Source organism: Enterobacter cloacae complex sp. 382A5 (assembly GCF_050031095.1).
In the GTDB taxonomy this organism is placed as follows: Bacteria; Pseudomonadota; Gammaproteobacteria; order Enterobacterales; family Enterobacteriaceae; genus Enterobacter; species Enterobacter cloacae.
This window is the reverse complement of record NZ_JBLGVK010000001.1, coordinates 3,254,144-3,274,585: the sequence shown is the minus strand read 5'-3', so window position 1 is coordinate 3,274,585 and position 20,442 is coordinate 3,254,144. Positions and strand designations below refer to the sequence as shown.

The 20,442-nt window shown below is 54.7% G+C and carries 18 protein-coding genes, 1 tRNA gene and 1 pseudogene; 13 read left to right on the top strand and 7 right to left on the bottom strand.

Features of this window, described 5'->3' with window-relative positions:
* Positions 1–217 precede the first annotated feature (217 nt).
* Positions 218–1,453, top strand: a complete 1,236-nt coding sequence (gene alaC / locus ACQG2G_RS15405; RefSeq protein ID WP_236275673.1) for an alanine transaminase — start codon at positions 218–220, stop codon at positions 1,451–1,453.
* A gap of 55 nt (positions 1,454–1,508) precedes the next feature.
* On the opposite strand, the gene ypdK is transcribed toward alaC, so the two are convergent.
* Entirely contained in the window at positions 1,509–1,580 is a 72-nt protein-coding gene (gene ypdK / locus ACQG2G_RS15400; RefSeq protein ID WP_099458937.1) for a membrane protein YpdK, read from the bottom strand.
* 357 nt (positions 1,581–1,937) lie between these two features.
* Positions 1,938–2,858: a kdo(2)-lipid IV(A) palmitoleoyltransferase gene (gene lpxP, locus ACQG2G_RS15395; protein ID WP_248079044.1), complete on the bottom strand. Its 921-nt coding sequence runs from the start codon at positions 2,856–2,858 to the stop codon at positions 1,938–1,940.
* A gap of 311 nt (positions 2,859–3,169) precedes the next feature.
* Between lpxP and ACQG2G_RS15390 the strand changes: the two are divergent.
* Positions 3,170–4,549 (top strand): annotated as a pseudogene (locus ACQG2G_RS15390) (diguanylate cyclase).
* A 15-nt stretch (positions 4,550–4,564) separates the two neighbouring features.
* Here the strand turns inward: ACQG2G_RS15390 and ACQG2G_RS15385 are convergent.
* A tRNA-Arg gene (locus tag ACQG2G_RS15385) sits at positions 4,565–4,636 on the bottom strand.
* A 75-nt stretch (positions 4,637–4,711) separates the two neighbouring features.
* Positions 4,712–5,641 (bottom strand): formate/nitrite transporter family protein, encoded by a 930-nt coding sequence (locus ACQG2G_RS15380; protein WP_061772518.1) that lies wholly within the window; start codon positions 5,639–5,641, stop codon positions 4,712–4,714.
* A 315-nt stretch (positions 5,642–5,956) separates the two neighbouring features.
* Between ACQG2G_RS15380 and mlaA the strand changes: the two genes are divergently transcribed.
* A complete protein-coding gene (mlaA, locus tag ACQG2G_RS15375; protein ID WP_013098159.1) occupies positions 5,957–6,709 on the top strand; it encodes a phospholipid-binding lipoprotein MlaA in 753 nt (250 codons plus the stop codon).
* Positions 6,710–6,754: 45 nt separating this feature from the next.
* Here the strand turns inward: mlaA and fadL are convergent, their stop codons facing one another.
* Positions 6,755–8,077, bottom strand: a complete 1,323-nt coding sequence (fadL, locus tag ACQG2G_RS15370) for a long-chain fatty acid transporter FadL (RefSeq protein ID WP_014832806.1) — start codon at positions 8,075–8,077, stop codon at positions 6,755–6,757.
* 372 nt (positions 8,078–8,449) lie between these two features.
* Here fadL and ACQG2G_RS15365 point away from each other — a divergent pair, with 372 nt between their 5' ends.
* The 4 genes from ACQG2G_RS15365 (at position 8,450) to sixA (ending at position 13,111) form a co-directional block, all read left to right on the top strand.
* On the top strand, positions 8,450–8,734 hold the full coding sequence (locus tag ACQG2G_RS15365; RefSeq protein ID WP_023619789.1) for a YfcZ/YiiS family protein: 285 nt from the start codon (positions 8,450–8,452) through the stop codon (positions 8,732–8,734).
* A gap of 225 nt (positions 8,735–8,959) precedes the next feature.
* Positions 8,960–10,270 carry an acetyl-CoA C-acyltransferase FadI gene (gene fadI, locus ACQG2G_RS15360; protein WP_061772517.1) on the top strand — a complete coding sequence of 437 codons (1,311 nt, stop codon included), beginning with the start codon at positions 8,960–8,962 and terminating at the stop codon, positions 10,268–10,270.
* Positions 10,270–12,417 (top strand): fatty acid oxidation complex subunit alpha FadJ, encoded by a 2,148-nt coding sequence (gene fadJ / locus ACQG2G_RS15355; RefSeq protein ID WP_061772516.1) that lies wholly within the window; start codon positions 10,270–10,272, stop codon positions 12,415–12,417. Before fadI ends, fadJ begins: the two co-directional genes overlap by 1 nt.
* Positions 12,418–12,625: 208 nt before the next feature.
* Positions 12,626–13,111, top strand: a complete 486-nt coding sequence (sixA, locus tag ACQG2G_RS15350; protein WP_014832802.1) for a phosphohistidine phosphatase SixA — start codon at positions 12,626–12,628, stop codon at positions 13,109–13,111.
* Between the two features lie 46 nt (positions 13,112–13,157).
* On the opposite strand, the gene smrB is transcribed toward sixA, so the two are convergent.
* Entirely contained in the window at positions 13,158–13,709 is a 552-nt protein-coding gene (gene smrB / locus ACQG2G_RS15345; RefSeq protein ID WP_013098153.1) for an endonuclease SmrB, read from the bottom strand.
* Positions 13,710–13,854: 145 nt separating this feature from the next.
* On the opposite strand from smrB, the gene prmB reads away from it, so the two are divergent.
* The 6 genes from prmB to ACQG2G_RS15315 are packed head-to-tail and all read left to right on the top strand — an operon-like array spanning position 13,855 to position 18,406.
* Positions 13,855–14,787 carry a 50S ribosomal protein L3 N(5)-glutamine methyltransferase gene (prmB, locus tag ACQG2G_RS15340; protein ID WP_013098152.1) on the top strand — a complete coding sequence of 311 codons (933 nt, stop codon included), beginning with the start codon at positions 13,855–13,857 and terminating at the stop codon, positions 14,785–14,787.
* A gap of 60 nt (positions 14,788–14,847) precedes the next feature.
* Positions 14,848–15,933: a chorismate synthase gene (gene aroC / locus ACQG2G_RS15335; protein WP_061772515.1), complete on the top strand. Its 1,086-nt coding sequence runs from the start codon at positions 14,848–14,850 to the stop codon at positions 15,931–15,933.
* Between the two features lie 2 nt (positions 15,934–15,935).
* Positions 15,936–16,760, top strand: coding sequence for a penicillin-insensitive murein endopeptidase (gene mepA, locus ACQG2G_RS15330; protein ID WP_020690615.1), 825 nt, complete (start codon positions 15,936–15,938; stop codon positions 16,758–16,760).
* Entirely contained in the window at positions 16,760–17,572 is an 813-nt protein-coding gene (locus tag ACQG2G_RS15325; protein WP_057071653.1) for a sulfite exporter TauE/SafE family protein, read from the top strand. The genes mepA and ACQG2G_RS15325 overlap by 1 nt, the downstream gene beginning before the upstream one ends.
* Positions 17,569–18,114 carry an elongation factor P hydroxylase gene (locus ACQG2G_RS15320; RefSeq protein WP_061772514.1) on the top strand — a complete coding sequence of 182 codons (546 nt, stop codon included), beginning with the start codon at positions 17,569–17,571 and terminating at the stop codon, positions 18,112–18,114. The genes ACQG2G_RS15325 and ACQG2G_RS15320 overlap by 4 nt, the downstream gene beginning before the upstream one ends.
* A 13-nt stretch (positions 18,115–18,127) precedes the next feature.
* Entirely contained in the window at positions 18,128–18,406 is a 279-nt protein-coding gene (locus ACQG2G_RS15315; RefSeq protein ID WP_013098147.1) for a YfcL family protein, read from the top strand.
* 36 nt (positions 18,407–18,442) lie between these two features.
* Here ACQG2G_RS15315 and mnmC read toward each other — a convergent pair whose 3' ends face one another.
* Positions 18,443–20,440 (bottom strand): bifunctional tRNA (5-methylaminomethyl-2-thiouridine)(34)-methyltransferase MnmD/FAD-dependent 5-carboxymethylaminomethyl-2-thiouridine(34) oxidoreductase MnmC, encoded by a 1,998-nt coding sequence (mnmC, locus tag ACQG2G_RS15310; RefSeq protein WP_061772513.1) that lies wholly within the window; start codon positions 20,438–20,440, stop codon positions 18,443–18,445.
* Between the last annotated feature and the right edge of the window lie 2 nt (positions 20,441–20,442).

The window sequence follows — 20,442 nt, the reverse complement described above, 5'->3', positions numbered from 1 at the left end:
TTTTGATATCATCATGTTAAAGACTGGGTATTAAAATTGCACAATAAGCAGGAACGCTTCCGCTTTCGGTATCTGAAGGTTCCCGTTTTTAACGCGACATCTTTTTTTTGCTTAACCCCTCGACAGCATGTTTTTTTTCAGGTTATTTTCTAAACACGCCACATCGGTGGCAGCGTCGCTCGGACGGTCCGGGCGCTAACGTTAATCTGAGGAATCTATGGCTGAATTCAGTCCTGAACGCCGTTTTACGCGTATCGATCGTCTCCCCCCTTATGTTTTCAATATCACTGCTGAACTGAAGATGGCTGCGCGTCGTCGCGGCGAAGATATTATCGATTTCAGCATGGGTAACCCTGACGGCCCAACGCCTGCGCATATTGTTGAGAAGCTCTGCACGGTCGCCCAGCGCCCGGATACGCACGGTTACTCCACTTCTCGCGGCATTCCTCGATTACGTCGTGCGATCTCTCGCTGGTACCAGGATCGCTATCAGGTTGATATCGATCCGGAAAGTGAAGCCATTGTCACCATTGGCTCGAAAGAGGGGCTGGCGCACCTGATGCTGGCTACGCTGGATCATGGTGATACGGTGCTGGTGCCTAATCCAAGCTACCCCATCCATATTTACGGCGCGGTGATTGCCGGCGCGCAGGTTCGCTCTGTGCCGCTGGTGGAAGGGGTCGATTTCTTTAACGAGCTGGAACGTGCGATTCGTGAAAGCTATCCGAAACCGAAGATGATGATCCTCGGCTTCCCGTCTAACCCTACGGCGCAGTGCGTAGAACTCGACTTCTTTGAGAAAGTCGTCGCACTGGCGAAGCGTTACGATGTGCTGGTGGTACACGACTTAGCCTACGCCGATATTGTGTACGACGGCTGGAAAGCGCCTTCCATTATGCAGGTTCCGGGCGCACGTGATGTGGCGGTGGAGTTCTTTACCCTGTCGAAAAGCTACAACATGGCGGGGTGGCGTATTGGCTTTATGGTGGGTAACAAAACGCTGGTGAGTGCACTGGCGCGTATTAAGAGTTACCACGATTACGGCACTTTTACCCCACTGCAGGTGGCCGCTATCGCCGCGCTGGAAGGCGATCAGCAGTGTGTTCATGATATTGCCGCCCAGTATAAACGCCGTCGCGATGTGCTGGTGAAAGGGCTGCATGAGGCTGGCTGGATGGTGGAAATGCCGAAAGCGTCAATGTATGTCTGGGCAAAAATCCCTGAGCCTTACGCGGCGATGGGGTCACTGGAGTTTGCCAAAAAGCTGTTGCAGGACGCGAAGGTCTGCGTCTCGCCGGGCATTGGCTTCGGTGAGTATGGCGATACCCATGTACGGTTCGCGCTGATTGAAAACAGCGACCGTATTCGCCAGGCGGTGAGGGGCATTAAGAGTATGTTCCGCGCAGACGGGCTTCTCGCATCAAAGAGTGCCGCTGAACAGCACGAATCTTAATGACATAAAAAAACAGGAGCCAACGGCTCCTGTTTTTTTGACTGCATGTTCTTCGCTAGATCATCAGGGCGAAGGTTCCGGCCCACACTAAAACAATCACCGAAATGCCCATAAAGAAATATTTCACGTTTCATCGCTCCGCGTATCTTCTGGTACGCACTTAAAAACAGAGTCCACCTGATTATAGAGAACTGACATTTGCCTGAGACGGAAATGAGAATTATCCCGTTACGATGCAAACTCCAGCTCAGAATTCTGTGCTTTCCTGTTGCCAGACGGCGCTAATGTACGCCTAAAAATGAGGGGTGACAAGAGGCATTTTTTTAAATACTTTCCGTAACTTACGGGTGTCGTGGAACGGCGACAGTTTGATTTCAGAGCGCAATAAATCCACGTTGAGCGACGGCAAGAAAAGACAATTACTCAGGGTGATTACAGGTGATTGAAAAGGTTAGTTTCTTAGCGAAACTAACCTTTCTCCATATTAAATATAGAGAGACGCTTCGCCATGCGGCCGCGTTTTGAAACGGCGATGCATCCACAGATACTGCTCCGGCGCGCGCATAATTTCGGTCTCGATAACTTTATTGATGAACGCTGCAGCTTCGCATTCATTTTCCGGATAGTTTGCCATCTCCGGTGAGATGTGCAGACGATAGCCAGATTTATCAACCTTTCTCACCATTGTTACGGTCAGCATTGCGGCGCCTGACAGACGCGAAATCACGAACGTACCGTTGGTGGTGGCGACATTTTTAACCGCAAAGAAGGGCGCAAAACTGCTGCCTTTACGTCCGTAGTCCTGATCGGGTGCAAACCAGACGGCTTCGCCTTTCTTCAGGGCGCCGACCATACCGCGCAGATTGTTACGGCTGATCATCGCCTTATTGGAACGCATGCGACCACGGGTTTGTACCCACTCCATCAGCGGACTGTTGTGCGGGCGGTAGGTGGCCATCATCGGCTGACAAAGCCCCATTACTCGGCCGCCCAGCTCCAGCGACATAAAGTGGACACCAACTACCATCACGCCACGGTTTTGCATTTGCGCGCGTTTCAGGTTTTCGAGACCTTCCACGTCAAACCATTTGCGGACGCGCTCATCAGGCCAGAACCAGGCCATGCCGGTTTCAAGCAACGCCATGCCGATAGATTTAAAGTTCTCGGCAATCAGTGTTTCGCGCTGCTGCGCATTATACTGGGGAAAGCACAGTTCGAGATTTTTACGGGCAATAGATTCACGACGTTTGAGGAAGTGGCGGGACGCGCTGCCGAGCCTGGAGCCCAGTATGCGGATCACAGGATAAGGAAGTTGAACCAGAAGCCAGAGTATGCCAAGACCAAACCATGTAAACCAGTAACGCGGGTGTAAAAACGCACGTTTGAAGTGGGATTGAGACAAAATAGTGAACCTATGTAAAGCCTTTGAAAGTAACGCATAAAGCGATACCACGTGCCAATTAGACCGTTGGACAAGGTCATGGTTGCAGGCTTTACCGATCTTTACGGCGTTGCCTGACCACTGCTGACGTTGGGTGGGCGGCGTAATGTAGCACCGTTATACGATATGTGCTATTACTCGTTTTTGATTAAAAAAGCGGCACCTGGAAAGGGTGTTGATTTTGTTGCTGTTGTTGATTATCACGCATGCCAGACGGTGAATCTGTGCGCTCAATTCCCGTCGGACAAGCTAACGATCTCCCCTGGAGGGTGTAAATGGAAACCTATTTACAAACCGTAAGGGATGAGTGGATTCAGTTAATCAATGAAACGGATCCCCTCGTTCATCAACTTACTGCGCAACTGGCCAGCGATCATGCTTCTGGTCTGATTACGGAGTTTTATCGTGTGGTCCTGGTCGACCCTCATGCAGCGGAGTTTCTGACCACTGAGCAGGTTGAAAGGCAGCTGCAGGAAGCGCTGCGCCGTTGGCTTGTTGATGTTCTCTCCTGCCGGGTTGAACAGGTTGATGAACAGATGCGGGCTCAGCAGCGCGCCGCCGATGTTCACGCCCGAATAGGTATATCGGTCGACCTGGTTGAGATGGGTTTCCGGATCCTGAAAAAGCTGTTGTTACCCCTTATTAATGCCACACCACACCCTTCTGAGACCAAGTTAAGCATCTATCACTACGCCATTAACAGCATTGATCTGGCAATGGAGGTGATGTCGCGCGCCTATGTCTTCAGCGAGAACAATGCGGCAAAAGAGGACGAGAACTATCGAATCTTCTCGCTGATGGAAAATGCGGAAGTTGAGAAGGAGCGGCAGACCGCCGCATTGCTGACGTGGGAACTGTCGCTGCTCTAAAAAGTGATGCTGGACTCCAGCATCGACAATAGCCGGCCGCTCGGGCAGTCCGACTTTGGGCTGTGGTTCAGTCATAAGGGACGTCACTACTTCAGTGGTATTGCCGAAGCAGGGCATATCTCTCGTCTTATCCAGGAGTTCGACGCGGCTTTTCATGACGTTCGTCAGACAGACGATGCCCTTCACGACAGGCTGCGGCAGGTGCAATTTTTGCGGCTGACGCGAACGACCTTCTCGCAAATCGTGACCCTGCTGCATGAGCTGTTTGATGAGGTAGCCCGGCACGAGGTGGGCGTGGATGTGCTCACGCGTCTGCTCAACCGTCGCTTCCTGCCAACCATTTTTAAACGTGAAATTACCCAGGCAAGTCGTTCTGGTACGCCGCTGTCGGTGTTGCTTATTGATGTCGATAAGTTCAAGCAAATCAACGATACCTGGGGGCACAACACGGGAGATGAAATATTAAGAAAGGTTGCCGGGGCGTTTTATGACAACGTTCGCACCTGTGACTATGTCTTCCGCTACGGCGGAGATGAGTTTTTGATTGTGCTAACGGAAATCACCGAAGCCGATACCCTGCGCATTGCCGAGCGGATCCGCCGACGCGTGGAAAAAATTAAGATTCATTCCCCGACAGGCGAGCCGATACCGTTGTCGCTTTCGATTGGGGCGGCCATGTTTAATGGTCATCCTGACTACGAACGTCTGATTCAGGCTGCGGATGAGGCGTTGTATGGGGCAAAACGACGGGGGCGAAACTGCGTGGAGTTATGGAAAGCGCAGTGATGTTTACTATCAAAGTGTCCCCTGCAGGAATCGAACCTGCAACTAGCCCTTAGGAGGGGCTCGTTATATCCATTTAACTAAGGGGACGAGGCGGCACGAGTATACCGTTATTTACACTTTGCGTTAAGCGCATTGCCGCCCGACTGCTCAAAGAGTCACCATTCAGGCCGATTTATTTGCCGATTTTTCATCATTTTCCTGCGCTTTCAGCTCGGCTTTACGCTTATTAGACATGTCGTTACGGATCTGGGCATGACTCAACAGCGCAAAAATAAAGGTTCCGCCGCAGATGTTGCCCGCAAGCGTGGGCAGTGCAAATGGCCAGAAGAAATCGGTCCAGTGAAGCGTGCCGTTAAACACCAGATAGAGGATTTCTACAGTACCCACCACGATATGGGTGGTGTCGGCCAGCGCAATCAGCCACGTCATTAATATGATTACCACAATTTTGGCGCTGCCTGCGGAAGGGAACATCCAGACCATTGTCGCGATAATCCAGCCAGAGATAATGGCGTTAGAGAACATCTCCACGGGCGTGTTTTTCATCACATCCATACCGATTTTCACAAACGCATCCCGGGTGGGTTCATCAAATATCGGCATATATTCAAACGCCCAGGCGGCGATACCCGTGCCGATAAGGTTGCCCAGCAGGACCACGCTCCACAGACGCATCAGTAAGCCAAAGTTACCCAGAGTCGGGTTTTGCATGACAGGCAGAACGGCGGTAACGGTGTTTTCAGTAAAAAGCTGCTGGCGGGCCATAATGACGATGATAAAGCCGAAGGTGTAGCCCAGATTCTCCAGCAAAAAGCCACCGGGTACACCTTCAAGCTGCACATGGAAAATGCCCTTCGCAAGTAGCGATGCCCCCATCGAGAGGCCTGCCGCGATAGCGGACCACAGCAGGGCCATGGCATCGCGCTCCATCTCCTTTTCCCCATCCTGACGGATATGTTCATGGATCGCCATAGCACGGGAGGGAAGGCGATCTTCATCAATCTCTATCTTTTCACCGCGCTCTTTTTCCTCGCTCTCAATTTCAAGTTCTTCATTGCTCTCGCCAATTTTCTCTTCGCCCACGTTTTTCATAACCGCTCCAGTTGGGTGTTCTTTCTTTTAAGCGTAGCGGCTTTTAACAAAATGCCCGTGGGGATGCTCTTAAAGTGAGGGTAATGGCAACAAAGGTGAGACATCTCATTCAAAGCCATTATAAAATTGCCAGCGAAACGAATTCTAAAAGACAGGCTATGCTGAGATCAGAGTGACGGTGGTTACTACCCGTAATTGTGCTCATAGACATCGGTAAACGTGCTGATACAATCACTTGCACGTTTACAGACGGAGCATCAAATGCTCCGTTACGGATGGCAATCAACGATAGCCATACTGAACAGGGAGAATTTTATGAAACTTCGGCTGTCGGCGCTTGCGCTGGGCGCGACGATGCTTGTGGGCTGCGCCAGCTCCGGGGAGCAAACGGGACGCTCCGATCCTCTCGAAGGATTTAACCGCTCAATGTATAGCTTCAACTATAACGTGCTGGATCCGTATGTGGTTCGCCCGGTGGCGGTTGCATGGCGTGATTATGTTCCCCAGCCTGCGCGTAACGGGTTGAGCAATTTCACCAGTAACCTTGAAGAGCCAGCGGTGATGGTCAACTACTTCCTGCAAGGCGATCCGTATCAGGGGATGGTGCACTTTACTCGCTTCTTCCTGAACTCCCTGCTGGGGATGGGGGGCTTTATCGATGTCGCCGGCATGGCGAACCCGAAACTGCAGCGTGAACAGCCGCACCGCTTCGGGAGTACGCTGGGTCATTATGGCGTCGGTTACGGCCCGTACGTTCATCTGCCGTTCTATGGCAGCTTCACCGTGCGTGATGATGGCGGTGATATGGTGGATACGCTGTATCCGGTTCTTTCGTGGCTGACCTGGCCGCTGTCGATTGGTAAATGGACGGTAGAAGGGATTGAAACACGTGCGCAACTGCTCGATTCCGACGGTCTGCTGCGTCAGTCTTCCGATCCATATATCATGGTGCGTGAAGCTTACTTCCAGAATCATGACTTTATTGCCAATGGTGGCAAGCTGAAGCCGGAAGAGAATCCAAACGCGAAGGCAATCGAGAACGAATTAAAAGATATCGATTCGGAATAAATAAAAAAGGTGAGCGATGCTCACCTTTTTTGATCCCTGCGCGAATTAGAACGCGTAGTTGAAGTTCAGGCCATACAGCCAGGCTTTACCTTCGGAAGAGAACTCATACGGACCTTCCTTGAAGCTGACCTTTTGACCGTGCATATACGAAACACCCGCATCGACAGAGGCATCTTTGTTGAATGCATAGGTCGCACCGGCGCTCAGCCAGAAGCGGTCCTGATCCGGAATGGAGATAGAACGTTTGTCAGCCGGAACCGGGCTATCATCGAAGGCAATACCGGTACGGAACGTCCAGTTGTCATCCATATAGTAGGTGGTACCCAGTGCGATGCGGTAGGCATCACGGAAGCTTTCATCTTTATAGAACAGCGTGTCGCCTTTGCTGTTAGTCGCTTTCAGCTCCTGGAACTGGCTCCAGCTGGTGTAGGTCAGGCTATAGTGAATCGCCCACTGTGGTGCCACGCGGTTATAACCGGACAATTCCCACATTTCCGGTAAGTGCAGACTCAGAGAACCGCCAGTGGTACGGCCATCGGTGCCCATTGGCAGGCCGAAGGTGCCGAGGATCTGGTTATAAGCAGAAGGCAGGCTGCTCTTGTAGTCGCCGTCAAAGTCGATTTTCACTTCGGAACGGTAGGTGAAACCGTAACGGTTGTTTTTATCGAGTTCATAAAGGATACCGGCGTTCCAGCCAAAGCCCCACTCGTCACCCTTCAGATAGGCGATCTGGGTGTCTGCCGGGATCCCTGCAACCTGTTGTGCCAGAGGCGGCGGCAGTGCGCCGGAGCCCGCAACGATTTTGCCGAGATCGCCCGCGTAACGTTCGATTTTCGCTTTAGCGTAAACGGCATCAAAGCCAACGCCGAAGCTCCAGTTACTGTTCAGACGGTAAGCACCGCTCAGGTTCAGGTTCAGAGTCTCAAGGTCGGTCTTACCGCCATAGGCTCCTGCTGCGTAGTCGTTATTAAACTCGGTCGCTAAACCATAGTTAGAGGTTACGGATGCACCCCAGCCAAACTGGTCGTTGATTGGCGCGACGAAGTGCAGGTTTGGCACCCATGCCGTTGGCGCGATGTTATCGGAATTCAGGCTGGCTCCGCTCGGGGAACGGCCCGTAATATCCACACCCGGATCAACAAAGATGGCGCCCGCTGAGAAGGTTGGGCGATCAAACATCATGATCAGCGCAGGGTTACGACTGGCGTTACCTGCATCATCAGCAATTGCACCTTCCCCGGAATACGCACGGCCAAGGCCAGAGGAAGAAAATTCGTTTAACTGGAAGCCCGCTGACCAGGCGGACGTAGAGACGATTGCCACTGCGACTGCCAGCGCAGTCTTGTTGAACAGGGTTTTCTGGCTCATGACCATAACCTCATTGAGTTATTTTTATTCAATAATTGTTACATACCGTAACAGGAGCGCGAAGTGTAGGGTCTGAGGTATGACATACAAATCAGACCAGTGGCCAGAGTATAGGTCTGACCAGCTAGAATGTTGCAAGTTTGTTTATTAATATTTTCAAACATGTTTCTTGAAACGAGATCTGGTTGGCAAAAATGTGACCATCCCGACTCACCCAAAAGGGCGAATTTTGTTTTAGATCATTTTTTAGTGTGATATTGGTCACTTATCCCGTTTTGCGCCATTAACGGCTGGAGAGCGTCTGCATCGGGGCGTAAAATATCAGCATCGTGTTTGTCTCGCGTCCTGCGCGAATACAGAGGAAATTGAGATATGAGTAAATGCAGTGCTGATGAAACCCCGGTTTGCTGCTGTATGGATGTTGGTACCATCATGGACAACTCCGATTGCACCGCCTCTTACAGCCGCGTGTTCACCAATCGTGCCGAAGCGGAAGAAACCCTGGCGGCGCTGAGCAAGCGCGCGCGCGACGTAGAATCCGATCCGTGTGAAATCAAGTCCACCTTCACGGAAGTGGACGGCGGCGTGAAGCTGGATATCGACTTTATCTTCGCCTGCGAAGCTGAAACGCTGATTTTCCAACTCGGTCTGCGTTAATCTCCGCGGCCTGATGCCCTCTCCTACGGGTGAGGGTGCAAACACTCAAAACGGTAACCTCTGGGTTACCGTTTTGTTTTTACCTCGGGGCATTTTCTTTTTTCTTCTCTGTGTTTTAGTTCGCATTTTTTCGTTTCCCCAATTGGCTGAATGTAAAAAAATGGTTAAGACTATTTATCAGGTCAGACCACTTTATGTTTGCAAAAATTTTTACAGGGGAATGTTATGAGTCAGGCATTACCGCTTATCACCCGACAAGGTGACCGCATTGCCATTGTCAGTGGATTGCGTACGCCGTTTGCGCGTCAGGCGACAGCGTTTCACGGCATACCGGCCGTCGATCTGGGGAAAATGGTGGTGGGGGAGATGCTGGCTCGCAGCGAAATACCGCCTGACGCCATTGAGCAGCTGGTTTTTGGCCAGGTTGTTCAGATGCCAGAAGCTCCCAACATTGCACGAGAAATTGTCCTCGGCACCGGAATGAACGTGCATACGGATGCTTACAGCGTCAGCCGTGCGTGTGCAACCAGCTTTCAGGCGGTGGCAAACGTGGCCGAAAGCCTGATGGCGGGCACCATCCGCGCCGGGATCGCCGGCGGGGCAGACTCATCCTCCGTGCTGCCGATAGGGGTCAGTAAAAAGCTGGCCCGCTTTCTGGTGGATGCAAATAAAGCGCGCACCACCGGGCAAAAACTCAAGCTCTTCTCGCGTTTACGCCTTCGTGACCTGATGCCGGTTCCACCTGCGGTGGCTGAATACTCCACCGGCCTGCGCATGGGCGACACCGCCGAGCAGATGGCCAAAACCTACGGCATTACCCGGGAGCAGCAGGATGCGCTGGCTCACCGTTCCCATCAGCTGGCGGCGAAAGCCTGGTCGGAAGGCAAGCTGAACGACGAGGTGATGACCGCGTATATCCCGCCTTACCGCGAACCGCTGGTGGAAGATAACAACATTCGTGGCACCTCGACGCTGGCGGACTACGCCAGACTGCGTCCGGCATTCGACCGCAAACACGGCACCGTTACGGCCGCCAACAGTACTCCGCTGACGGATGGTGCTGCCGCGGTGATCCTGATGACCGAATCGCGAGCCAAAGAGCTGGGTCTTACCCCGCTCGGTTATCTGCGCAGCTACGCGTTCACGGCGATCGACGTCTGGCAGGACATGCTGTTAGGCCCGGCCTGGTCCACGCCGCTGGCACTGGATCGCGCAGGGTTGACCCTCGCTGATTTAACGCTGATTGATATGCATGAGGCCTTTGCCGCACAAACCCTGGCCAACGTCCAGCTACTGGCCAGCGAACGTTTTGCTCGCGATGTGCTTGGCCGCGCCCATGCCACCGGAGAAGTGGATCAAAGCAAATTTAACGTACTGGGCGGCTCTATCGCCTACGGTCATCCGTTTGCGGCGACGGGGGCGAGGATGATCACCCAAACATTACATGAGTTACGTCGCCGTGGCGGCGGTTTTGGCCTCGTCACCGCCTGCGCGGCGGGCGGTCTTGGGGCAGCAATGGTTCTGGAGGCTGAATAATGGCAATGGCATCTGCATTTAATCTGACGGTTCGCCTCGATAACGTGGCTGTGATTACCATTGATGTCCCCGACGAAAAGATGAATACCCTGAAGGCGGAATTTGGCGTTCAGGTGCGCGAGATGTTAAAGCAGATCCGCGAGAACAAAGCGATTCGCGGCCTGGTGTTTATCTCGGCAAAGCCAGACAACTTTATTGCCGGGGCCGATATCAACATGATCGCCCGGGCGCAAAGCGCGCAGGAGGCGGAAGAGCTGGCGCGCCAGGGGCAGCAGGTGATGGCGGAGATCCATTCGCTGCCGATCCCGGCGATCGCCGCGATCCACGGTGCATGCCTGGGCGGTGGGCTGGAGCTGGCGCTGGCCTGTCACAGTCGTATTTGTACTGACGACGCGAAAACCGTTCTTGGGTTGCCGGAAGTACAGCTAGGGCTGCTTCCCGGCTCCGGTGGAACGCAGCGTCTGCCGCGGCTGGTTGGCGTTAGTACAGCGCTGGAGATGATCTTAACCGGCAAACAGCTGCGCGCCCGTCAGGCGCTGAAAGCGGGGCTGGTTGATGACGTCGTTCCGCATTCTATTTTGCTGGAAGCCGCCGTAGAGCTGGCGCTGAAGGGACGTCAGGCAAGACGTGCTCTGCCGGTGCGTGAGCGCGTCCTGGCCGGGCCGCTGGGGCGGGCGCTGCTGTTTAGCATGGTGGGCAAGAAAACCGAACAAAAGACCAAAGGCAACTATCCGGCGGCGAAGCGCATTCTTGAGGTGATTGAAACCGGGTTGTCGCAGGGCAGCAGCAGCGGTTATGCCGCGGAGGCAAAAGCCTTTGGTGAACTGGCGATGACGCCGCAATCGCAGGCGTTGCGCAGCATCTTCTTTGCCAGCACTGACGTTAAAAAAGATCCGGGTAGTGACGCTGAACCTGCGCCGCTCAACGCCGTTGGCGTCCTCGGGGGCGGACTGATGGGCGGCGGCATTGCGTTTGTCACAGCCAGCAAAGCCAAATTGCCCGTACGTATCAAAGACATCAACCCGAAAGGGATCAACCACGCACTGCAGTACAGCTGGCAGAACCTTGATCGGAAGGTTAAACGCCGCCATATCAAGGCAAGCGAGCGGGATAAAACCGTGGCCATGATCAGCGGCACTACGGACTACCGTGGTTTTGCCCATCGCGATCTGGTCATTGAAGCGGTATTTGAAGATCTGGCGCTTAAGCAGCAGATGGTTGCGGACGTTGAGCAACATTGTGCGCCGCACACGATTTTCGCCTCGAATACCTCTTCATTACCGATCGGTGATATCGCAGCGAAAGCCGCGCGTCCTGAGCAGGTGATTGGCCTGCACTTTTTTAGTCCGGTTGAAAAAATGCCGTTGGTTGAAGTTATTCCACACGCGTCAACCAGTCCGCAGACTGTCTCTACGGTAGTGAAACTGGCGAAAAAGCAGGGCAAAACCCCGATCGTCGTGGCAGATAAAGCGGGTTTCTACGTCAACCGAATTCTGGCGCCGTATATCAACGAAGCGATGCGCCTGCTGGTGGAAGGGGAGAAGATCGAACACGTCGACGAGGCGCTGGTCAAGTTTGGTTTCCCCGTTGGCCCAATCCAACTTTTGGATGAGGTAGGAATAGACACCGGCACTAAAATTATACCTGTGCTGGAGGCCGCATACGGCGAGCGTTTTAGCCCACCTGCAAACATTGTTTCTGCAATTTTGAAGGACGATCGCAAAGGCAGAAAAAATGAACGCGGTTTCTATCTTTACGGTGCAAAAGGGCGTAAAAGCAAGAAACAGGTCGACCCTTCGGTCTATGGGCTTATCCCAACAACCGGACAGGCGAAACTGTCTGCCGTTCAGTGTGCTGAACGTTGTGTGATGATGATGCTTAACGAAGCCGCACGCTGTTTTGGCGAGCAGGTGATTAAAAGCGCACGCGATGGCGATATTGGCGCCGTATTTGGTATTGGTTTCCCGCCGTTCCTTGGCGGCCCGTTCCGTTACATGGACACCCTCGGAGCGGGTGAAGTGGTTGCGATTCTGCAACGTCTTGCCACGCAGTATGGTCCCCGGTTTACACCCTGTGACGAATTATTGCAGATGGCGGAACGGGGCCAGACATTTTGGCCAGCAAGGGAAACTGTCCTCGTAAGTTGAGGTCAAAGAAGGGTAAATCCGGCGGTGAATGAATCTGATTTGGCGATTTTGTAAACAGAGATTGACTATACTTACGCCATTGAGGTAAAAAACAGCGTTTCATTCACCGAATGGATCAGGCACAATGCCCGGCCATCGGGTTTTCTACCTCAAGCATTAATCGCGGGTAGTTAACGCCGGTGATTCTGGTTAACAAAAGCGGTGCAATATGCAAGTTTTTATCATGCGTCACGGCGACGCGGCACTCGATGCCGCCAGTGACTCAGTACGTCCTTTAACCGTCTGCGGCTGCGACGAATCTCGTCAGATGGCGAACTGGCTTAAAGGTCAAAAAGTGGACATTGAACGCGTTCTGGTGAGTCCGTTCCTGCGTGCTGAACAGACGCTGGATGTGGTAGGGGAGTGTATGAACCTGCCGACCAGCGTGGATGTTCTCCCTGAACTCACGCCGTGTGGTGATGTCGGCCTTGTCAGTGCCTACCTGCAGGCGCTGTGCAATGAAGGTGTCGCTTCTGCACTGGTCATTTCCCACCTGCCACTGGTTGGCTATCTGGTATCTGAACTGTGCCCGGGCGAGACGCCACCGATGTTTACAACCTCCGCCATTGCCAACGTCACCCTCGACGAAACCGGCAAAGGGGTCTTCAACTGGCAAATGAGTCCATGCAATCTCCGGATGGCGAAAGCAATCTGAGGTGACGTGCGATAAGGCGGGAGCCACTATGCCTCCCGCCATGTTCTCAGGGCAGTTCTGGCGGTTGCCACTCTTCAACTTCAATCAACACCAGCAAGGCGGCATCTCCGCCGTACTCTTTGGGCGCCTGATGAAACGCCATCACGTGTGGATGCTGAGCCAGCCACAGCGGCGTTTGTTGCTTAAGAACATGTTTACCGTGGCCGTGCATCACGCAGGCACAAAACACATGTTCGCGGCGACAGGCGGCAATCAACGCCCCCAGCTCCTGTTTCGCCTGCATCTGCGTCAAACCATGCAAATCGAGAAACAGCTCGGGTGAATAATCTCCCCGGCGTAATTTTTTCAGCTCAAAGTGGCTGACATCTTCGCGAACGTACTTGACCGCACCCTGCGTGTTAAGCAGCGGCTGAAACTCATCGGAAAAATAGTGGCTATTATCCGCCTGCTCCTGCAATAGCCTTTTGACCGGCACTTCGCTGACTTTTTTGCGCATCGGCCGGTGGACAATGGTGTCCTGCTTGATTTGACGCGTCCCGGTCATGAGCTGACGGAAGAGCGCCTGATCCTCCTCGCTGAGCGATGTTTTCTTTTTCATTCGTCGTTCTCATCTCGTATTTCCGATAGTGTACCCGACTAAACGCATTTTTTAACCTCAAGCGGTATGCGTCATTGCTGATTTATCGCCGTCTTCATGGCAAACTAGCCGCCGAAAATTATGCGAGCATGCCCTGGAGGAAAGAGTGGATAAAATTTTTGTCGATGAAGCAGTAAACGAGCTGCATACCATACAGGACATGTTGCGCTGGTCGGTTAGCCGCTTCAGCGCCGCCAATATCTGGTACGGACACGGTACGGATAACCCGTGGGATGAAGCTGTTCAACTGGTGCTGCCTTCTCTTTACCTGCCGCTCGATATTCCGGAAGACATGCGCACCGCGCGTCTGACCTCCAGCGAAAAGCACCGCATCGTTGAGCGTGTGATCCGCCGCGTGAACGAGCGTATTCCGGTAGCCTATCTGACCAACAAAGCCTGGTTCTGCGGTCACGAATTCTATGTAGATGAACGCGTGCTGGTGCCGCGCTCGCCAATTGGTGAGCTGATCAACAACCACTTCGAAGGGCTGATTAACCGTCAACCGCAGCACATTCTGGATATGTGTACCGGCAGCGGCTGCATTGCCATTGCCTGCGCTTATGCCTTCCCGGAAGCGGAAGTGGACGCGGTGGACATCTCCACCGACGCGCTGGCGGTAACCGAGCACAACATTGAAGAACACGGGCTGATCCACCATGTTACGCCTATCCGCTCCGATCTGTTCCGTGACCTGCCGACGCTGCAGTACGATCTTATCGTAACCAACCCGCCGTACGTGGATGCGGAAGATATGTCCGATCTGCCAAACGAATACCGTCACGAGCCAGAATTGGGCCTGGCATCGGGTTCTGACGGCCTGAAGCTGACCCGTCGCATTCTGGCCTGCGCACCGGATTATCTGACCGACGACGGCGTTCTGATTTGTGAAGTGGGCAACAGCATGGTACATCTGATAGAGCAGTACCCGGATGTGCCGTTCACCTGGCTTGAGTTCGACAACGGCGGTGACGGCGTCTTTATGCTGACCAAAGCGCAGCTGCTCGACGCGCGCGAACATTTCAGCATCTACAAAGATTAATCCAGCGGGCTTCGGCCCGTTTCACAACGCTCACACACAAATAACGACATCGGAGCCGTGATGGCAGGAAACAGTATTGGACAAATATTCCGCGTGACCACCTTTGGTGAGTCGCACGGGCTGGCACTGGGCTGTATCGTTGACGGCGTACCGCCAGGCATCGAACTCACCGAAGCCGATTTACAGCACGACCTTGATCGTCGTCGTCCGGGCACCTCTCGCTACACCACGCAGCGTCGCGAGCCGGACCAGGTCAAAATTCTCTCAGGCGTTTTTGAAGGCCGCACCACCGGGACCAGTATTGGTCTGCTGATTGAAAACACCGACCAACGTTCTCAGGACTACGGTGCCATCAAAGATGTGTTCCGTCCGGGCCACGCTGACTACACCTACGAACAAAAGTACGGTTTTCGCGACTATCGCGGCGGTGGACGCTCCTCCGCCCGTGAAACTGCGATGCGCGTCGCCGCAGGGGCGATTGCCAAGAAATACCTGCAGCAGAAATTTGGCATCGTGATCCGCGGGTGCCTGACCCAGATGGGTGACATTCCGCTGGCCATTAAAGACTGGGAGCAGGTTGAACAAAACCCGTTCTTCTGTGCTGATGTTGAGAAGCTGGAGGCGCTGGACGAGCTGATGCGTGGCCTGAAAAAAGAGGGCGACTCTATCGGTGCAAAAGTGACCGTGGTGGCTGACGGCGTACCGCCAGGCTGGGGTGAGCCTGTATTTGACCGTCTGGACGCGGACATTGCCCACGCGCTGATGAGCATCAATGCGGTGAAGGGCGTCGAAATTGGCGACGGTTTTGACGTGGTTCAGCTTCGCGGCAGCCAGAACCGTGACGAAATTACAAAAGAGGGCTTCCAGAGCAACCATTCGGGTGGCATTCTCGGCGGCATCAGCAGCGGGCAGCAAATTATTGCCAATATCGCGCTGAAGCCAACGTCCAGTATTACCGTGCCGGGCCACACGATTAACCGCTCTGGTGAAGAAGTTGAGATGATCACCAAAGGACGTCACGATCCGTGCGTCGGGATCCGCGCGGTGCCAATCGCAGAAGCCATGCTGGCAATCGTGTTGATGGATCACTTCCTGCGCCAGCGTGCGCAGAATGCGGATGTGACGACCACCATTCCACGCTGGTAACTATGAAAAAAACCGCAATTGCTCTGCTGGCGCTACTCGCCAGTGGGGCCAGTCTGGCCGCCACGCCATGGCAAAAAATCACTCACCCGGTGGCGGGAAGCGCGCAGTCGATTGGTGCGTTCTCCAATGGCTGTATCGTTGGTGCGCAGGAACTTCCTCTGCAGTCGGATACTTATCAGGTGATGCGTACCGACCAGCGTCGTTACTTCGGCCACCCGGATCTGGTGCTGTTTATCCAGCGTCTGGGCAACCAGGTGCATAACCTGGGGCTGGGTACGATGCTGATTGGCGATATGGGTATGCCTGCTGGCGGCCGTTTCAACGGTGGGCACGCCAGTCACCAGACCGGGCTGGATGTGGATATTTTCCTGCAGTTGCCTAAAACGCGCTGGACCTCGGCCCAACTGCTGAAGCCGCAGGCGCTGGATCTGGTGGCGCGCGACGGCAAAAGCGTTGTGCCGTCGCTGTGGACCCCGGATGTTTTCAGCCTGATTAAGCTGGCAGCGAAGGACAACGAGGTCACGCGGATCTTCGTTAACCCGGCCATCAAGCAGCAGCTCTGCCTGGATGAGGGAACCGATCGCGACTGGCTGCGCAAAGTGCGTCCGTGGTTCCAGCATCGTGCGCATATGCACGTACGTCTGCGCTGCCCGGCAAACAGTCTGGAATGTGAAGATCAGCCGCTACCACCGCCAGGCGATGGCTGCGGTGCGGAACTGCAAAGCTGGTTTGAACCGGCAAAACCTGGAACCTCTAAGCCTGAGAAGAAGACACCGCCTCCGTTGCCGCCTTCCTGCCAGGCGCTACTGGATGAGCATGTACTTTAATGGATAATTTCGTCGACCTGTTTATGGTGTCACCGCTTCTGCTGGTGGTGCTGTTCTTTGTGGCAATGCTGGCCGGTTTTATCGATGCCCTCGCGGGCGGTGGCGGGTTGCTTACCGTTCCGGCGCTGCTGGCGGCGGGCATGAGCCCGGCTCAGGCGCTTGCCACCAACAAGCTTCAGGCCTGCGGCGGGTCCCTTTCCGCGTCGCTCTATTTTATTCGCCGTAAGGTGGTTAATCTTGCCGACCAGAAGCTCAATATTCTGATGACCTTCATCGGCTCAACCTCCGGTGCGCTGTTGGTTCAGCACGTACAGTCTGACATTCTGCGTCAGATCCTGCCGGTGCTGGTCATCTGTATTGGCCTCTACTTTCTGCTGATGCCAAAGCTTGGTGAAGAGGACAGGCAGCGTCGGCTGCATGGTCTGCCGTTCGCGCTTATCGCAGGCGGCTGCGTCGGGTTTTACGATGGCTTCTTTGGCCCAGGCGCCGGGTCGTTCTATGCCCTGGCGTTTGTCACGCTGGCCGGATTTAACCTCGCCAAATCTACCGCCCACGCTAAAGTGCTGAATGCCACCTCGAACGTCGGCGGCCTGCTGCTGTTTATCATCGGCGGCAAGGTTATCTGGGCAACCGGGTTTGTGATGATGGCGGGGCAGTTTTTAGGCGCGCGCGCGGGCTCGCGTCTGGTATTAAGCAAAGGACAGAAGCTGATTCGCCCGATGATCGTCATCGTCTCGGCGGTGATGAGCGCCAAGCTTCTTTATGACAGCCATGGACCGGAGATCCTCACCTGGCTGGGGATGAATGCATGAACAGTACGCATAACTATGAACAGCTGATTGAGATTTTTGACGGCTGTTTTGCTGATGATTTTAATACCCGTCTGATTAAAGGCGACGACGAACCGATCTATTTTCCTGCTGATGCAGAGGTGCCCTATAACCGCATCGTGTTTGCGCATGGTTTTTACGCCAGTGGCCTGCATGAGATTTCACACTGGTGCATTGCGGGAAAAGCGCGTCGCGAGCTGGTGGACTTTGGTTACTGGTACTGTCCGGACGGACGTGACGCGGCCACGCAGGGTCAGTTTGAAGATGTGGAAGTCAAACCGCAGGCGCTGGAGTGGCTGTTCTGCGTGGCGGCGGGTTTCCCGTTCAACGTCAGCTGTGACAATCTCGAAGGGGATTTCGAGCCAGACCGTATTCTCTTCCAGCGCCGCGTGCATGTGCAGGTGATGGAGTATCTTGAGAAAGGCATCCCGGAACGCCCGGCACGTCTGATCAAGGCTTTACAGAATTATTACCATACGCCGGAGATCACGGCGGAATGCTTCCCGTGGCCGGAAGATCTTTAACAGAGGAAAGAAGATGATCGCAGAATTTGAATCACGCATTCTGGCGTTAATTGATGACATGGTGGAACACGCCAGTGATGATGAGCTGTTCGCCAGCGGTTATCTGCGTGGTCACCTGACGCTGGCCGTTGCCGAGCTGGAAGCCGGGGACGATCACTCTGCCGAGGCCATTCATGATGAAGTGAGCCGCAGCCTGGAAAAAGCCATCCAGGCGGGCGAGCTTTCTCCCCGCGACCAGTCTCTGGTGCTGGGTATGTGGGACAACCTGTTCCAGCAGGCGAAAGCGAAGTAAGCGTTTCACCTCCCTCTCCCGGTGGGAGAGGGCACCCTATTTAACCTGCTTCCCCTTCAGCAATTTCCGCACCCACAAACGATTCGGATTCAGCCCTGCGAGCGTGGTGCTGTCCAGCGGAATGGGCTCATCGCTCATTTGCGCCGCTAACGCTTCAGCCAGCAGCGGTGCAGAACACAACCCGCGCGAGCCCAGCCCGCCCAGCATAAACAGCTCCGGATAGACCGGTGAGACCACAGCCGTCTCCTTGTGTTCAGCCAGATCCTGATACGCCTCAAGCGTTGCCTCATAGTCCGGTACATTTCCCGCCATGGGCAGATGATCGCGGGTGGCGCAGCGTACGCCGCAGCGCGCTTCGCCCTCGCTGACGTCAACCTCTCTCGCCCACGCCGCGTCCGGGAAGCAGTCAATCAGGCGCTGGCGGTTCTGCTGCTGATCCTCCTCGCGGTAATGCGTGTCAGTTTCACCGCGATGGTAACTGGCACCAATGCAGTGATGAGCGTTAGACGGATTTTGCGGCGTCAGGTAGCCGTCATAGCACAGCACCTGGCGCAGTTGGCTCAGTGCAGGCGCGGTCGGAATATGGCTCACCTGGCCGCCAACCGGATAAACGGGCAATGTCTCTGTCTGGACAAACTGATTGATGTGATGTCCGTTTGCCAGCACAACGCTGGCATGCGTGGCCTCTTTGCCATCGGCAAAGCGCAGGGTCCAGTGGGCTGTCCGGCTAAGCGATGCAACCTTATGAGCATAATGCACCGTCAGCCCGCGTGACTGTGCCAGGGTAATCGCCGCAGTGGTCAGTTCGGCAGGGCACAGCCAGCCGCCGAGCGGATACTGAATACCGCCACAGCCCGTCTCAACGCCTGTGGTGTCTGTCACCGTTTGCGCACTTACCGCGCGGGCAATCTCTTCCGGCAGGCCCAGCGACAGCATCTGCGCGATTTTTTGCTGGCTCTTTTCATCCCAGCCGAGCTGCGTCACGCCGCACCAGTCATGATCGAACGCCACCGGAAGGGTGTCGTATACGCGACGGGCAAAGGTAAAGGCCGCGGGGAAAAACTGGAACAGCGCCGGGTCGTGCGCGCTTAAAAGCGGATAAAGGGCTCCCTGACGGTTGCCGGAGGCGCCGTTTGCCGGAGCCGGGTCAGCACAGTAGAGCGTCACCTGCCAGCCGCGGTGTAAAAGCGCGAGCGAAAGCAGGGCGCTGGCAATCCCTCCGCCGATTATCGCCACCTCACGGGAGGCACTGGCGCGGCGTGCAAACCAGGGCGCCCGGGCGGGGATCGCCAGCGTCTGCACCATCGTCCCGACCAGCATGTCGCGCTTGCGGCCAAACCCTTTTGTTTTTCGCATCGTAAAGCCTGCTTCCTGTAAGCCGCGGCGGACAAACCCCGCCGAGGTAAAGGTCGCGAGCGTTGCGCTAGGCCGCGCCAGACGCGCCATGGCGCTAAACAGATGCTGACTCCACATCTCCGGGTTTTTGGCTGGCGCAAACCCGTCAAGGAACCACGCGTCCACCTTCTGGTTCATCGAATCATCAAGCTTATCGGTCAGTTCGTTGATATCGCCGAGCCATAAGTCCAGCGTGACGCGTCCACCGTCCAGCAGCAGACGATGGCAACCGCCGATGGCGGGCGGCCACTGCGCCTGAAGCTGTTCAGCCCAAGGGGCAAGCTCCGGCCAGCGCTGGTGCGCCAGGTGCAGGTCGTGCGCGGTGAGCGGAAATTTTTCGAAACTGATGAAATGTAATCTTTGTAGCGTAGCCTCAGGATGGGCAGCGTGAAACTGGTCGAAAGCCTGCCAGAGAGTCAAAAAATTCAGGCCGGTACCGAACCCGCTCTCTGCGACGACAAACAGACTGCGCGGATGGGCGGGAAAGCGTGCGCTGAGCTGATTTCCGTCGAGGAAAACATAGCGGGTTTCTTCCAGTCCGTTATCATTAGAAAAATAGACGTCATCAAAATCTCGGGAAACAGGTGTACCCTCAGCGTTGAATTCGAGGTTGGCGGGTTGTATAGCGTTTTGTTTCACGT

Excerpts from the sequence above, each read along its gene's own strand:
- alaC (WP_236275673.1), top strand. The coding sequence starts at position 218 with ATGGCTGAATTCAGTCCTGAACGCCGTTTTACGCGTATCGATCGTCTC.
- ACQG2G_RS15380 (WP_061772518.1), bottom strand. The coding sequence starts at position 5,641 with ATGAAAAACGTGGGCGAAGAGAAAATTGGCGAGAGCAATGAAGAACTT.
- mlaA (WP_013098159.1), top strand. The coding sequence starts at position 5,957 with ATGAAACTTCGGCTGTCGGCGCTTGCGCTGGGCGCGACGATGCTTGTG.
- fadL (WP_014832806.1), bottom strand. The coding sequence starts at position 8,077 with ATGAGCCAGAAAACCCTGTTCAACAAGACTGCGCTGGCAGTCGCAGTG.
- ACQG2G_RS15365 (WP_023619789.1), top strand. The coding sequence starts at position 8,450 with ATGAGTAAATGCAGTGCTGATGAAACCCCGGTTTGCTGCTGTATGGAT.
- fadI (WP_061772517.1), top strand. The coding sequence starts at position 8,960 with ATGAGTCAGGCATTACCGCTTATCACCCGACAAGGTGACCGCATTGCC.
- fadJ (WP_061772516.1), top strand. The coding sequence starts at position 10,270 with ATGGCAATGGCATCTGCATTTAATCTGACGGTTCGCCTCGATAACGTG.
- sixA (WP_014832802.1), top strand. The coding sequence starts at position 12,626 with ATGCAAGTTTTTATCATGCGTCACGGCGACGCGGCACTCGATGCCGCC.
- smrB (WP_013098153.1), bottom strand. The coding sequence starts at position 13,709 with ATGAAAAAGAAAACATCGCTCAGCGAGGAGGATCAGGCGCTCTTCCGT.
- aroC (WP_061772515.1), top strand. The coding sequence starts at position 14,848 with ATGGCAGGAAACAGTATTGGACAAATATTCCGCGTGACCACCTTTGGT.
- mepA (WP_020690615.1), top strand. The coding sequence starts at position 15,936 with ATGAAAAAAACCGCAATTGCTCTGCTGGCGCTACTCGCCAGTGGGGCC.
- ACQG2G_RS15325 (WP_057071653.1), top strand. The coding sequence starts at position 16,760 with ATGGATAATTTCGTCGACCTGTTTATGGTGTCACCGCTTCTGCTGGTG.
- ACQG2G_RS15320 (WP_061772514.1), top strand. The coding sequence starts at position 17,569 with ATGAACAGTACGCATAACTATGAACAGCTGATTGAGATTTTTGACGGC.
- ACQG2G_RS15315 (WP_013098147.1), top strand. The coding sequence starts at position 18,128 with ATGATCGCAGAATTTGAATCACGCATTCTGGCGTTAATTGATGACATG.